Genomic DNA, 14,567 nt, shown 5'->3' with positions numbered 1-14,567 from the left:
GTCAAATCAGCTTTTTTTAACCTCCACACATGCAGGTACCGGTATTGAAATAACGCTTGCTGTATTCCTCGGAATTCTGCTTATCTAAGCCGCTGACATTTGAAAGTGTTGTAACAGCCATATCCTTCTTCTTGTTAGTCATATCAATATGATTGGCTTCCATTTCCTCCAATCTGTAATCTCCAACGATGATTCCCTATTCCCTTTTTGTTCAATGTTCAATCAAATAGTATAAAGCGATGACCGATCATGGACAAAAAAACCCTTGAACAGATAAGTTCAAGGGTTCAGCTATCTTATTTATTCATTTCTGCAGGCATAGGAATTGTCGCCTTTTTCATCTCTTCTTCAAGTTCTTTTGTATAAGATGCTTTCTCTTTATCTGACCAGTGGAGAACCTTAGCCATTTCTTCGATGACGGCATCCTTCCACTTATAAACAGAAGCGATATCAAACAAGAGCTTTCCGGTTCTTCGGTTAAAGAAATCAAGCGGTGTGACGACCATTTCTTGTTCGATTGAATAACGAAGTGCCACAAAGAGATCAAGAGGGAGCCCTGATAGCTTCGCTTCTTCCTTATAAGCCTTTGCCAGTTCGAACATGACAGGAGCATTTGATCCATATTTTCTAAGCATGGCAACAGCCTCTTCTTTTGACAATCCTGCTTGAAGACCTTTGTCTGCATGCTTAGCGATATATTTCTCAAATTGACTGGATCCGCCTACATGTCCGCCTGAAATTGGCATTTTATCCGTGGAACAGCTGGAATATAGCTTATAGCCCTCATCGCGGAATTGTTTAGCTACAAGATTGACGACGGTTTCCGCCATCTTCCGGTACCCAGTTAATTTTCCTCCTGCGATTGTGATCAAGCCACTGTCGGAAATCCATGTCTCATCCTTCCTTGAGATCTCAGAAGCACCCTTGCCTTCCTGGCTGATCAACGGCCTAACACCTGCCCAGCTTGACTCGACATCCTCTTTTGTGACGGAGACTGTCGGGAACATATAATTAATCGCATCAAGAATATAATCTCTGTCTTGATCGGTCATTTGTGGACTCTTAGGATCCGTATCATAAAATGTATCTGTTGTACCAACATAAGCTTTCCCATCTCGAGGAATCGCAAAGACCATGCGCCCATCAGGCGTATCAAAATAGACCGCTTGCTGCAACGGGAATTTTGATTGATCAATGACAATATGAACACCCTTGGTCAATTGAAGGACCTTGCCTTTCTTCGAGTGATCCATTTCACGAATCGTATCAACCCATGGGCCGGAAGCATTGATGACTTTGCGTGAATGAATGGTGATTTCCTCGCCGTCAATTAAATCCTTGCCGATAATACCTGTAATTTTGCCATTATGATAAACAAGCTGATCAGCTTTCATATAGTTCATGACAACAGCACCTTGTGCAGCTGCTTCCTTCATCACTTCAATGGTCAAGCGGGCATCATCGGTACGATACTCAACATAGTACCCTCCGCCTTTCAGTCCATCCTTCTTCACAAGCGGCGCTCTCTCAAGCGTCTCTTGCACAGTGAGCATTTTCCTGCGCTCCTTCTTCTTAACACCTGCCAAGAAGTCATATACCCGAAGGCCCATTGAAGTAGAGAATTTGCCAAATGTTCCTCCCTCATGGAAAGGAAGCAGCATCCATTCCGGTGTGGTAACATGGGGGCCGTTCTCATACACAATCGCGCGTTCCTTCCCAACCTCAGCCACAACGCCTACTTGCAGCTGTTTTAAGTAACGCAGTCCGCCATGAACGAGTTTCGTGGAGCGGCTGGATGTACCTGCAGCAAAGTCCTGCATTTCAACTAAAGCGACCTTCATTCCGCGTGAAGCGGCATCAAGTGCTATTCCGGCCCCAGTTATTCCTCCCCCAATCACCAATACATCAAATGTTGTATGTTTAAGCTCGTTTTTAAACTCACTTCTATGCAAACTATTTAGCTCCATTGTTTGTACCTCCTCAATTTTCTTACCAAATTATGAAAAAAGAGACCACAAAATACATTACCCTAAGCAGGAGAATGTATTCGTGGTCTCTCGAAATCTCTAACCAATTATTAACTTATTTTTAGTATATCACCATTCTTGATCAAATGGCAGTAAAATTACTTAAATGTCCGAGTGCTTGCTACCGCTTTCTCCCAGCCTTTAACCAACTCTTCTCGAACATTCTCTTCCATAGACGGCTCAAATGATTTCTTCACTGCCCACTGGGAAGCGATTTCCTCTTGTGAATCCCAGAAGCCAACCGCAAGTCCAGCTAAATAAGCAGAACCTAAGGCAGTTGTTTCATTAATCGTTGGAATCTCAACAGGTACATTTAAAATGTCACTTTGGAATTCCATCAAGAAGTTATTCTTCACAGCTCCACCGTCTGCTCGCAACGTTTTCAGAGCAATGCCTGAGTCTTTTTCCATTGCATCTAGGACTGCTTTTGTTTGGTATGCAAGTGATTCAACTGTTGCACGGACAAAATGATCCTTTGTCGTACCGCGCGTCAAACCGAATACAGCTCCTCTTGCATCACTATCCCAATATGGAGTACCAAGGCCGACAAATGCAGGTACAACATAGACACCATCAGTGGAATCTACCCGTCTGCAATAGGCTTCGCTGTCCGCCGCATCCTTAAACATACGCAAGCCGTCTCTGAGCCATTGAATCGCAGATCCAGCTACAAAGATACTTCCCTCTAATGCATACTGGACTTTCCCGTCAATTCCCCAAGCAAGTGTCGTAAGAAGCCCTTGCTCGGATTTCACTGGTTTTTCGCCAGTGTTCATCAACATGAAGCAGCCTGTACCATACGTGTTTTTCGCCATTCCTGTTTCAAAACATGCTTGACCGAATAAGGCAGCCTGCTGGTCGCCTGCTACTCCGGCAATTGGAATATTCTGACCAAAGAAATGGTATTCGATTGTCTCTCCGTATACTTCAGAGGATGGACGTACTTCTGGGAGCATAGATTTCGGTACATCCAAGATCTCAAGAAGCTCATCATCCCATTTCAAGTCATAGATATTGTACATAAGGGTACGGGAAGCATTGGAATAATCCGTCACATGGGCTTTTCCGCCTGAAAGCTTCCAAATAAGCCATGTATCAATAGTTCCGAATAAGAGCTTGCCCTCATTAGCTTTTTCACGCGCACCTTCAACATTATCAAGAATCCACTTCACTTTCGTTCCAGAGAAATAAGCATCAATTAACAAGCCAGTTTTGGAGCGTACTAAATCATCATAGCCCTTTTCTTTCAATTCTTCACAAATATCATTCGTTTGACGTGACTGCCATACGATTGCATTGTAAACTGGTTTGCCTGTCTCTTTATCCCAGACTACAGCGGTTTCACGCTGATTCGTAATACCGATACCGGCAATTTGAGAAGCGGAGATACCCGATTCAGATAGACAGCCTGCAATGACCGCTAAGACAGAGCCCCAAATTTCATTGGCATTATGCTCTACCCAGCCTGGTTTCGGAAAGTATTGCGTAAATTCCTTTTGGGATGTATGAACAATTTCTCCTGCTTTATTGAAGAGAATTGCCCTAGAACTAGTCGTTCCCTGATCGATTGATAAAATATATTTCTCCATTTTGTTCTCTCCCATCCTATTAAAAATAGTGTTTATTCATCTATTATAACCTTACAATCTCGCTTTTGTTGGTTCCTCCGCCGCTTGGATAGCCGCATCCTGATTCTTCGGGCTCATCGCTAAAGCAATCAATAGAACAACGACTGTCGCAGCAAGGACGAACCAGAATGTATTGGTCATTTCCCCATTAAAGACTACTTTATGGAATAATGCTCCTAATGAGCCTCCAAGAATTGGACCGACAACTGGTACCCACGCATATCCCCAGTTGGATGGTCCTTTACCTGCTATCGGCAGAATCGCATGGGCAATCCTTGGACCGAGGTCACGGGCTGGATTAATGGCATATCCTGTTGTTCCTCCAAGTGCCATACCGATTGCGACGATCAATAGACCAACTGCAATTGGATTTAAACCTTCCGTAAACTGATTGGCACCGATAAATTGCAATCCTAGCAATAGGACGAATGTTCCAATAATTTCACTCAATAAATTAGAGAATGTATGTGGAATCGCCGGCCCTGTAGCAAAGACACCAAGCTTTGTACCAGGGTCTTCAGTGGCTTTCCAATGTGGTAAATATTGAAGATAGATAATAGCAGCACCTAAGATAGCTCCAATCATTTGAGCAGCTAGATAAGATGGAACTTGATTCCAGTCAAATGCACCTGCAAACGCTAATCCAATTGTAACAGCTGGATTTAAATGAGCGCCACTAATACTTCCAACCGCGAATACACCTAATGTTACCCCTAGTCCCCAAGCAAGCGTGATGACAATCCACCCTGCATCCTTTGCATAAGACTTTGTTAAATTTGCACCAGCACATACCCCTGCCCCGATAATAATCAGGATCATTGTTCCTAGCACTTCACCCCAAAATGGCGTCATGAATACCACTCCCTCATTGAAATATGGTCAAAAAAAGAGCACAGGTATGGGAACCCATTCAATGAGAATTTAGGGCATCACTTACCTGTGTCTCCAAGTCTCGACCAGAATTATTAACTTACTCACAGTATAAAACGAGTTGAAAGCGCTGTCAACGACTTTTCTTTCAAAATCATGACTTTTTTCTCATTTTACGGAAAAATGTTCCCACAAAAGATGATTGGAGCTTGTAATAGAAACCGCCCCTGCCTTCAGAGCCTCCTGTGCCTCCTGTTCAGTCCGGATCAATCCTCCGGCAAACACAGGAATACGGAAACGCTTTGAGACCTCTGTGATCATGGTTGGCAATGAACCTGGCAGCACTTCGATAAAGTCCGGCTGGCATTTCTCTACAAGCCTGAAGCTTCTTTCTATCGCATGACTGTCAATCATAAAGATACGCTGAACCGCTACCACACCATGCTTTTTGGCTTGCTGGATGACACTTGATTTAGTAGATATTAACCCGTAAGGACGGAATTCCTGACATAAATATTGAGTGCCATATTCATCATTCTTCAATCCATGTATTAAATCTATATGAAAAAATAATTTCTTATTTCGAGCATTTGCCATCTTGGTGACATGCTTGATTTGACCAAGATGAATCTCTAGCATGACACCCGCCTCATAAGGTGAATCTAGAAACCTCTCAAAATCCTTCATATTTGATAATGCTGGTAAAATACTTTGCTTCAACATAGTACCTCCTGACCATAAATGGACACAAATCCTTGCCTCAACTTCTCCATTTTTGTCAAACTAAAGAAAACCCCTACGTGGAAATAATACACCATTAAGGTATATATCACCAACACAAGGGTTTTCTTATAATTTTCTATTACGCTGCCATGTCACTATCCTCAACAGCTCTGTCTTTCTTGAAGTACGATACAGCAATGGCCAATCCCGCAAACAAGGCAAGGAAGATCAATAAAATACCGCCATTTGTTATCATACCGCCGAAATCATTGAGCGAAATCAATGACCGGAAACCGGCAATTGAATAAGACATCGGCAAGAACTGGCTCAAGTTCCTCAAATACTCAGGAAGCATATCAACCGGCAATGCCGAACCTGTTGTGGATAGCTGCAGAATCAAGAAGGCAGCCCCGATCAATAATCCAATATTGCCTAACAGCATAACAAGGAAGAACGCTATTGTCATGAATGTTAAGCTCGCCAAAATCGCATAAGGAATCATGGATACGGTATTCAAGAAGCCTGAATGGACATAGAAGGATGTAAAGACAGTCAGCAAAATGGCCTGACCAGCCACCAATACAGCCATAAATCCATATCTTCTCACATACCAAGCAAGCGGTGACACTTCTTCGCCTGCAGGCCTTCTAACACCAACGGCCATCACCATTAATAAAGCTCCAACAAACAAAGCGAGTGACAAAATATAAGGAGCATTTGCATAGCGATAGAATGGATACCCATTAATCTTCTCACCTGCAAGCTGTACTGGATTTGCAAATTGGGATTTATTTTCATCCCCTCTGTTCGTGGCGGCCACTTTTGCAGCCCCATCACCTAAACCAGAAGCCAGCTCCTGCGTTCCATCCTTCACTTGACCGACACCGTCATCCAACTGTTTAACACCGTCAGTCATGGTTGCCCAGCCAGTCTTCACTGTAGCGTTTCCATCCGCCACTTGTCTTGCTCCATTTGCAAGTGTTTGAATATCGCCGGATTTCGCTGCTAATGATGAATTAAGCTCCTTGCTTCCATCGGCAACTTGCTTCGAACCATCAGCTAATTGTCCTGATCCATCCACCGCAGTCTTCCAGCCAGCGTTTACTGTAGCATTTCCAGCTGCTACTTGTTTCGCTCCTGCTGCAAGAGTCGCAATGTCTCCGGATTTCGCTGCTAATGAGCTGTTCAGCTCTTTGCTTCCAGCGGCTACTTGACCAGCTCCGTCAGATACTTGTTTTGCTCCTGCTGCTAAGGTTGCAATATCTTTCGATTTTGCTGCCAATGAGCTGTTTAGTTCCTTACTTCCAGCGGCTACTTGCTCCGAGCCAGCTGCTACTTGCTTCGCTCCCGCTGCTAGCGTCTCGATATCTTTCGATTTCGCTGCCAATGAGCTGTTCAATTCTTTACTTCCCTCAAACAATCTTAAAGAACCGGCTGCAAGTAATCCTGATCCATCAACGGCTGTCTTCCAGCCTTCATTCACTTGTGCGTTTCCTGCAGCAACTTCCTGGGCTCCTGCTGCAAGTGTTTCGATATCTCCGGATTTAGACGCTAAGGTGCTGTTTAGCAGTCTGCTGCCCAGCACAAGCTCCTCTGCTCCGCTTGCTATTTGTCCTGAGCCATCAACGGCTGTCTTCCAGCCTTCATTAACAGAAGCATTTCCTGCCGCGACCTCTGCTGCTCCATTTGCTAATGTTTCAATTTCTCCAGATTTAGATGCTAGAGTACCGTTTAGCAGTTTGCTTCCTGATACAAGTTCTCCAGCGCCGCTGGCTAATTGACCAGATCCATTAACAGCTGCAGACCAGCCTTCATTCACTTGCTCATTACCTGCAGCTACTTGCTTTGCCCCATTCGCCAATTCACTTGTTCCTGCGACAGCTGTTTTCCAGCCCTCATTCACAGAAGCATTCCCTGCAGCCACAGTGGTCAGTCCACCATTCAATGCTGCAGCACCTGTTGTCAACGCATCCCAGCTTGTATTCACTGTCGCCGTCCCAGCTTGTATTTCCGCCGCTCCTCCTGCTACTTGCTTAGCGCCATCGACAAGCTTCTGTTGACCCGGAATAAGCTGACTACTAAATGAATCAGCCAATTGATTGACCCCAGGGCTTAATTTAGTTGAAATGCTTTGTGATAAAGTGGATGCACCGCCTTGTAATTGACCAACACTTGAATCAACAGCAGCAACTCCGCCTTGAACTCCCCTTGCTTTTGCCAGTACCGTTTGGAATTTAGGGTCATTTGCCATATCAGGATATAGAGCCGCTAATTCTTCCAGTCCTGCCACAACACCCGTAGAACCTGTTTTCAGTCCTGGGGTTTGAGCCGCAAGACCATTCAGCCCATCTGAAACTCCTTTACTTCCATTGATTAATTCAGGCATACTTCCGGCAAGCTGATCAGCTCCGTCTTTTGCTTTATTTAGACCTGCAAGCATATCAGAAGTGCCCCTGCTAAGCTCCTGAGCCCCTGCATTCACCGCTTGCCCGCCGTCTGCCAATCTTTGAATCTTATCCTTGTTGCCAGTTAATTGACCATACATATCTTCTGACCCTTTTTTCAAATCAGCCGTTCCTTTGGCAAGTGCTTCAATATCACCAGCCTTAGAACTCAAAGAGTTATAAAGCGTCTCTGAACCGCTTGCTACATTTTTCGCTCCGCCTGCGAGAGTCGCAATATCATTTGATTTTGCTCTTAGGGAATCATTTAATTCCTTTGTTCCTGCAGCCAATCGACCAGCTCCATCTGCCACCTGACCGGAACCGTCAACTGCTGTTTTCCAGCCGGCATTCACCTGTGCTGTTCCTCCTGCCACTTGCTTGGCTCCATCGGCAAGCTTAGCAATATCACCTGATTTCGCACTTAAAGATTGGTTAAGCGTCAGGCTTCCAAAAGCCAATCGGCCTGCACCATCTACTAGCTGACCGGAGCCGTCAACTGCTGTTTTCCAGCCGGCATTCACCTGTGCTGTTCCTCCTGCCACCTGCTTGGCTCCATCGGCAAGCTTGGCAATATCACCTGATTTCGCGCTTAAAGATTGATTAAGCGTTCTGCTTCCGGCGACAATTTCACCAGCTCCAGCAGCCAATTGGCCAGACCCCTGTACCGCTGTTCCCCAGCCTGCATTTACTTGTGCCGTTCCTCCTGCTACCTGCTTTGCACCAGCTGCTACCTGGCTAGATCCAGAGGCTAATTGGCCAGACCCCTGTACCGCTGTTCCCCAGCCCGCATTTACTTGTGCCGTTCCTCCTGCTACCTGCTTTGCACCAGCTGCTACCTGGCTAGATCCAGAGGCTAATTGGCCAGACCCCTGTACCGCTGTTCCCCAGCCCGCATTTACCTGTGCCGTTCCTCCTGCTACCTGCTTTGTACCATCGGCAAGCCTGGCAATATCACCTGATTTTGCACTGAGCGATTGATTAAGCGTCCTACTTCCAGCCGCTACTTGTCCAGCTCCATTTGCCAACTGGCCAGACCCCTGTACCGCTGTTCCCCAGCCTGCATTTACCTGTGCATTTCCGTCAGCGACTTGGTTCGCCCCGTCTGCCAGCTTATTGATGTCTCCTGCTTTACCAGTTAAAGAGCCCAATAATGTGCCTGTTCCGTCGTGAAGCTTCTTAGATCCGTCATTTAATTTTTTGGCACCAGCTGCACCATCGGAAAAGCCTTCTCCGACATCCCCTAAGGAAGCAAAGACGGTTTCCGTATAAGTCTCAGTAATCGTGTTTGAAAGCTGATTGCTTATCTTTTCGATAGCTGAGTTCGTTGCTGTGGCCGCAATGAAATGAAGGCCTTCATTTTGCGTGTATTTTAACTCAGGCTTTTCTGGATTCTCATCCATGACTGTCGCAACTTTCCTCGAGAAATCCTCTGGAATCTCGATCACCATATAATAATCATTATCTTTTAGTCCGCGTTGTGCCTGGCTGCTGCTGACAAACCTCCAGCCTAAGTCATTGCCTTCCTTCAGTTTGGATACTAAATCTCTTCCTACATTTACTTCCTTCCCGTCTGTTACAGTTCCTGCGTCATTATTAACGACTGCCACAGGCAAATTAGACAGATTATCATACGGGCCCCAGCTTGGAGTGAGCATAATCAAGCCATATAAGAGTGGAACCAGTAATACGGCGATAATCGATACCCAGAAACCCCTTCGCTGTCTAAGTTCGGAAAATCGATTTCCGCTGCCATATTCGTTCATATCTAACCCCCAGTTTGTCCGAAATATCTATGTCATGGTGGTTATGAAAGCGCAACCACTCGTATAAATGATATATATTCTGAATGGTCATTCAAATTCCTTCTAGTATTTCGATATTTTGTAATTATTTTAGATAATTTGACACTTTTCTTCCTTGTGATAAGTAAAACTAATACAATATTTTGGTTCTTTTTCAAGTGTTGGGGTAGAGTCTTTTTGCTCTATCCCTTATCCTAATGAATCGCCGATGTTTTTATATTGATGATGGAGAAGGATTCTCGCGCGGAATCGGGTGAAATTCCGATAGCCAAATCCATTCCGTTTCATGACCTTTGTCAAATTGTTTAAGCCTTCCACAAACCCATTCGAGTAATTGAACTCGAAGCGATTTAAGATTTCTCTTTCCCAGTTTCGATACGTTTGGACTGTCTTGCTCAATTCAGGAATGCCACTCTCTTCTACCTTCTGATAGAACTTGCGAAGTTCTTTCTGCGTCTCCACAATCCCATTTTCTCCATTTTCTTTTGCCTTATAAAACCAAGTATAAAAGGCTTCCTTGAGCTCATACGCTTTCTGGAGCTCAGGGGAAAAGCTGAAGTATCGCTGAAGAAGCCATTGGTCTTTCTCCGTTAATTTATGAGCAGCTTTATGAAAGATATAGCGGGCTTTCTTGCATTTCTTTCGGTCATATTCATGCCACCTGGCCTGTTCCCTCACTCGAACCCGATCCAGCGCCCAATTCATATATCGCACAAAGTGAAAGCTATCCGCCACAATGATGGGACGATCCAACGCCTGTTGAACCGCCGCTTTAAAGGCCTGGCTCATGTCCATGACCACCACTTTCACCTTCGCGCCGTATTGGCGCAAATAGTCCTTGATGGTGTCCTTTCGCCGGTTTGGTAGGATGTCAATTGGCTCGCGAGTCTCGGCATTTGCGATGATGAGCTGGTACTTTTCCTTGCCTGTATTCCCCTTGAATTCATCAATGGCAATCACTTCTGGTAAGGCTGACTTCCCCTTCATGGAGGACGGGACAATGGCATCAAACCGCCGGATGATGGTACTGACGGATGTGTGGTATTGAGCGGCGATTTCCTTGAATGTCTTCGCTTTGATGGCTCGTATTTGTACTTGTTGGTTCCATTCTTTTGAGAAGCGTTGATACCGATCGACAAACGGATTCTGTTCGGCAAACCTTTTCCCGCATTGACAGGCATACCGGCGTTTACGATACTGGAGAATCGTTGGTCGTTCCGCCATTTTCAGATGTCGAACGGACTGGATGCGATAATCATGAACCTTCCCTGTTTTCTCGCCGCATCTTGGACAAATATGCGGGGTCAGGGGCATCTCCACGGTCATTTCAAAAACACCATGATCATTTACCTTGGACTTTATCACCTTAACGTCTTCTAAACCTGGCAATGTTATGTTAAAATTCAAGAGCACACATCTCCTTTTCGACTTGTTTCTCGACAATTCAAGTATAAGAAAAGTGGAGCATGTGTGCTCTTTTTTTATGTCCGTTTTTTGTGGACACCCCAACATTTAGTATAGAACCAATATTTTAAGCATTCCTTATCACCCTTCAGGCTAATAGACCCAAAAAAAGACCGTATCCTTTATAAAAGATACGGTCTCTTTATACATTTCATTTCGGTCGTTCCAGAATAAATTTTTCTCCTAGCTTCATATATTGATTGCCGGCAAGACGGCTGACAGGTCTTAATTCATCTATATTAATTCTTCCATTCTCATAAATCGATTCGTCAATATGATACCGCGTAATATTTCCAATAATCAGATCACAGCTAGCATCATCTGCTACCTGTCCCCCAAGAGGAATCGCCTTAGAAAGTGTACATTCCATCCTTACCTTTGCATTGGTAATCCCAGGTACACGAACTGTTTCACTCTCTGTCAGCTTAAAGTCTGACACTTCTAATTCACTTACATTGGACGGCAGCTCCGCCGCTGTCTGATTAGCATCCACTGCATTCAACTCATCCGTGATATGGACCACAAACTCACGTGAATCCAATATATTCTGGGAAGTATCTTTCTTATGGCCATCCCTTCTTTGAACCGAGACAGCAATCATTGGCGGATTTGCACTTACAATCGTAAAATAGCTGAACGGTGCAATATTAACGACTCCCTCATTCGAAATCGAGGAAACAATCGCTATCGGGCGCGGTACAATCGTTCCCGTCAAAAACTTATAATTTTCTCTCTCGCCCATAGCAGTCGGATCTAAGGAAATCATGCTATTCCCCCCTTCAAGAAAATCTCTTCCCAAACCAATTTGCCGCGGCAGTTAATTCAGCATATGTCAGCTGATGCCCAGAGTTCTCCCAATGGACAGTGACATCAGCCTGTTGTGCGGAAAGTATTCGTTCCAGTTCGCTTGTTTCCTCCGAAGGACAGATAGGATCATTCTTTCCTGCTCCAATAAAAACAGGAAGGCCAGTCAAATCAGGTAATTCGATTCCTCTGATTGGTACCATCGGATGAAACAGAATGGCTCCAGCGAGTACGTTCTCGTAGTGGAATAATAGACTTGCGGCTATATTAGCCCCATTGGAATAACCAATCGCAACCACATTGTGACGATCAAACTCATATCGAACAGCTGCCTCATCCAAATAATTCCGAAGCTCCTTTGTCCTGTACTTCAAGTCCTCTTCATCAAAAACCCCTTCAGCAAGTCTTCTAAAGAAGCGCGGCATCCCGTGTTCAAGAACATTTCCTCTCACACTTAACACGGAGGATGCCGGAGAAAGGTGCTCCGCAATGGGAAGAAGATCCCGTTCCGTTCCACCGGTTCCATGGAGCATAAACAGCGTAGGAGCCTTTTCATCTTTTCCTTTAGCAAAATAATCAATCATGGTTTTCCACCATCCCTTTGTTTGTGCCAGCCCTAAAACATCTCGAATTCAGTATAATATATTCCATGTTTATTTCAAAAAGGTTTGATTGAATAATCTACATTGATAACCAGCGTTTTTGTTAGAGCTATGCCTGCCATGAGTAAAAGAGGTAGTCATTTTTTATCGGCAGGATAATGGGTACGTTTTTCACCCATACTATTGAAATATCTATAACACACTTCATTAAATGAACCACTAGGCTACTACTTCATAATAATTTTTTATCTCTGACGGACATATAGAAGGAAAAAAGAACAAATTATTATAAGGATGGGATTTTTTCCGTTCCATAGTAAAAGGGAGGGTCAATAAAAGAATGAGAGTGACAAGAGCACGTCAAAAAAAGAAAAGGCAAAAAAAAATCAGAAACAGTTTCCTTAAGATGGGGGTACTATTAACGATAGCTGGCTGCCTGTATCTAGGATTTTCCCTATCTAATTGGGGAGATAGCTTTTCGTGGGCAAAGGATGCTTCAAAATCCGATTCAACCTCTTCTTCTCTAGCGGCATCCTCACAGGACATTACCTATAAAGAAGCACAAGGAAAAGTAATAGGATTAGCCGATAATCATACCATTGAGGTTGATTTAGATGGGAAGACGAAAACTTTTCATTGCCAGGGAAACACAAAATGTGAATCAGTGGTAAAGAATCTTTCTGATGAGGATGGCATCGTTCTCTACTATTATCAAGATGAAAACGGACAGAACAAAATCATAGATATCGCTATTATTTATACACATAAGCAAGGTGAGCTAGTTCAGTACATAGAGGGTACATATTCAGGCATGGCGGATTCACATACGATCGAAGTCACGTTGCCCAAGCAAGTTGCCGCAGCCTATCAGCTTAGAGGTCCTTTATTAGAAGAGAATATCGAAAAGAAATTCACTAATGGGGATCGTGTACTCCTGACGGGCATTAAAACAGAAGACGGGATTGTTGTCTGGAATATGGAACATCCTCAACATTAAGTCGATGCAAGAAGATGCTGTCTAAATCTAATGAGAAAATCATTAAATTAAATAGGAGCGGCTCCAGATGGAGCCGCTCCTTCAGCTGTATTTTTCTATATTGAAGAAAAACCATAATATTTAGAACCTGCACCTTCATTCAGGTGCACGGGCAGGTCGCATCAACTATCTCGCTTCTTGCGCCTTCTTTTAGATGCTCCGGCAAGTGACATCAATGTCTAGAATAGTGGTACTAGAACATTTAATGATGGCTAACCCTTTCATTTTTGAAAGGCATTTATTAACCTTGTCTGCCTTTGCGAATGTCATAAAGATCGATAGCCACCTGATTCAATTCCCTCTTTACAAGAATCTTTTCCTTGAACCGTTCAGGCAGGCGGTTGTAGCCCGTCTCGATTCCTTTAAGTCCGCAGGCTATGGCAGCAACGGTATCCGTATCATGTCCCTTATTTGCGGCAGCCACTGCTACGTCCTCAAAGGTTTCCAAGTTGGAGAGGAAGTGAACAACCCATTTCATTGTATGTACGACATACCCATCTGGCAGGCAATCAGGCTCATTTGTGAGTAGGTCCTCATAGATGGTACCGGCTGTTTCCTCACGGAGAGAGTGCTTCAAGGTATCCCCATTTAGCAGGCGAGAGGCAATCCGGTTGTAAATCAGGCAGGCCTCCGCAGCTGAATCATCGTAATGAGTCATCTTTGAATGACGTACAGTCAATTCCTCTAATTCCTTAGGATCTGAGTAAGCAAGCGCGATAGGCAGGCATCTCATCAAGGAGCCATTTCCTGCACTCTTCTCGCTCAGTTCGTAATGAACCTCCTTGGCCGCTTTCTCCCAGTCCCCAGTAAACATGGTCAGCACCTGACTGATGATTATGCCCACATCCTTTGGCTTTTGATTATACCATTTCAGGAATTCCTCTCCGATATGAGGGATTGGGTCATCCGGACATTCGATGATTCCTTTGGCGACGCATAACGTCATCGCTGTATCATCCGTTATCTCACCGGCCTTTAAGTGCCATATTCCTCCACCAATGATTTCAGTCAATTTCCCGTATTTATTCTTAATCTCCTGTTCAGTCATGAATTCGGTTGTTCCGCCTAAAGCATCTCCAATTGCAACACCAAATAAACCGCCTTTCACTTGATCAAGCATTATGATGCACCTCTTTTATTTTGTCTACTATTCATTATTTTAACATA

General features: G+C 44.3%; 11 protein-coding genes. 1 reads left to right on the top strand and 10 read right to left on the bottom strand.

Annotated elements, in window-relative coordinates; all coding sequences use genetic code 11:
• Positions 1-16: 16 nt before the first annotated feature.
• From ACY8DX_RS06310 to ACY8DX_RS06270, 9 genes are all read right to left on the bottom strand, one after another.
• A complete protein-coding gene (locus ACY8DX_RS06310) occupies positions 17-172 on the bottom strand; it encodes a hypothetical protein (protein ID WP_462406414.1) in 156 nt (51 codons plus the stop codon).
• Positions 173-296: 124 nt separating this feature from the next.
• Positions 297-1,967: a glycerol-3-phosphate dehydrogenase/oxidase gene (locus tag ACY8DX_RS06305; protein ID WP_049671636.1), complete on the bottom strand. Its 1,671-nt coding sequence runs from the start codon at positions 1,965-1,967 to the stop codon at positions 297-299.
• A 158-nt stretch (positions 1,968-2,125) separates the two neighbouring features.
• Positions 2,126-3,616 (bottom strand): glycerol kinase GlpK, encoded by a 1,491-nt coding sequence (gene glpK / locus ACY8DX_RS06300; RefSeq protein ID WP_049671637.1) that lies wholly within the window; start codon positions 3,614-3,616, stop codon positions 2,126-2,128.
• 51 nt (positions 3,617-3,667) lie between these two features.
• The gene (locus tag ACY8DX_RS06295; protein WP_049671638.1) at positions 3,668-4,507 is read right to left on the bottom strand and encodes an MIP/aquaporin family protein; all 840 of its coding nucleotides are present in this window, start codon (positions 4,505-4,507) and stop codon (positions 3,668-3,670) included.
• 186 nt (positions 4,508-4,693) lie between these two features.
• Positions 4,694-5,248, bottom strand: a complete 555-nt coding sequence (locus ACY8DX_RS06290) for a glycerol-3-phosphate responsive antiterminator (protein ID WP_439802817.1) — start codon at positions 5,246-5,248, stop codon at positions 4,694-4,696.
• 139 nt (positions 5,249-5,387) lie between these two features.
• Complete coding sequence (locus ACY8DX_RS06285) at positions 5,388-9,455, bottom strand: YhgE/Pip family protein (RefSeq protein WP_462406413.1); 4,068 nt, start codon at positions 9,453-9,455, stop codon at positions 5,388-5,390.
• 228 nt (positions 9,456-9,683) lie between these two features.
• Positions 9,684-10,907 (bottom strand): ISL3 family transposase, encoded by a 1,224-nt coding sequence (locus tag ACY8DX_RS06280; RefSeq protein ID WP_462406874.1) that lies wholly within the window; start codon positions 10,905-10,907, stop codon positions 9,684-9,686.
• 202 nt (positions 10,908-11,109) lie between these two features.
• Positions 11,110-11,724 carry a flavin reductase family protein gene (locus ACY8DX_RS06275; RefSeq protein ID WP_462406412.1) on the bottom strand — a complete coding sequence of 205 codons (615 nt, stop codon included), beginning with the start codon at positions 11,722-11,724 and terminating at the stop codon, positions 11,110-11,112.
• Positions 11,725-11,737: 13 nt separating this feature from the next.
• On the bottom strand, positions 11,738-12,346 hold the full coding sequence (locus ACY8DX_RS06270) for an alpha/beta hydrolase (protein WP_462406411.1): 609 nt from the start codon (positions 12,344-12,346) through the stop codon (positions 11,738-11,740).
• A gap of 358 nt (positions 12,347-12,704) precedes the next feature.
• Between ACY8DX_RS06270 and ACY8DX_RS06265 the strand changes: the two genes are divergently transcribed.
• Positions 12,705-13,361 carry a hypothetical protein gene (locus ACY8DX_RS06265; RefSeq protein WP_049671643.1) on the top strand — a complete coding sequence of 219 codons (657 nt, stop codon included), beginning with the start codon at positions 12,705-12,707 and terminating at the stop codon, positions 13,359-13,361.
• Between the two features lie 280 nt (positions 13,362-13,641).
• On the opposite strand, the gene ACY8DX_RS06260 is transcribed toward ACY8DX_RS06265, so the two are convergent.
• Complete coding sequence (locus ACY8DX_RS06260; RefSeq protein WP_462406410.1) at positions 13,642-14,520, bottom strand: ADP-ribosylglycohydrolase family protein; 879 nt, start codon at positions 14,518-14,520, stop codon at positions 13,642-13,644.
• Between the last annotated feature and the right edge of the window lie 47 nt (positions 14,521-14,567).

It is taken from the genome of Gracilibacillus sp. Marseille-QA3620 (assembly GCF_054950035.1).
The sequence above is the reverse complement of the archived record's forward strand: the minus strand, read 5'-3'. Positions and strand labels throughout refer to the sequence as shown.

Excerpts from the sequence above, each read along its gene's own strand:
- ACY8DX_RS06275 (WP_462406412.1), bottom strand. The coding sequence starts at position 11,724 with ATGATTTCCTTAGATCCGACTGCTATGGGCGAGAGAGAAAATTATAAG.
- ACY8DX_RS06295 (WP_049671638.1), bottom strand. The coding sequence starts at position 4,507 with ATGACGCCATTTTGGGGTGAAGTGCTAGGAACAATGATCCTGATTATT.
- ACY8DX_RS06305 (WP_049671636.1), bottom strand. The coding sequence starts at position 1,967 with ATGGAGCTAAATAGTTTGCATAGAAGTGAGTTTAAAAACGAGCTTAAA.
- ACY8DX_RS06260 (WP_462406410.1), bottom strand. The coding sequence starts at position 14,520 with ATGCTTGATCAAGTGAAAGGCGGTTTATTTGGTGTTGCAATTGGAGAT.
- ACY8DX_RS06290 (WP_439802817.1), bottom strand. The coding sequence starts at position 5,248 with ATGTTGAAGCAAAGTATTTTACCAGCATTATCAAATATGAAGGATTTT.
- ACY8DX_RS06270 (WP_462406411.1), bottom strand. The coding sequence starts at position 12,346 with ATGATTGATTATTTTGCTAAAGGAAAAGATGAAAAGGCTCCTACGCTG.
- ACY8DX_RS06265 (WP_049671643.1), top strand. The coding sequence starts at position 12,705 with ATGAGAGTGACAAGAGCACGTCAAAAAAAGAAAAGGCAAAAAAAAATC.
- glpK (WP_049671637.1), bottom strand. The coding sequence starts at position 3,616 with ATGGAGAAATATATTTTATCAATCGATCAGGGAACGACTAGTTCTAGG.
- ACY8DX_RS06285 (WP_462406413.1), bottom strand. The coding sequence starts at position 9,455 with ATGAACGAATATGGCAGCGGAAATCGATTTTCCGAACTTAGACAGCGA.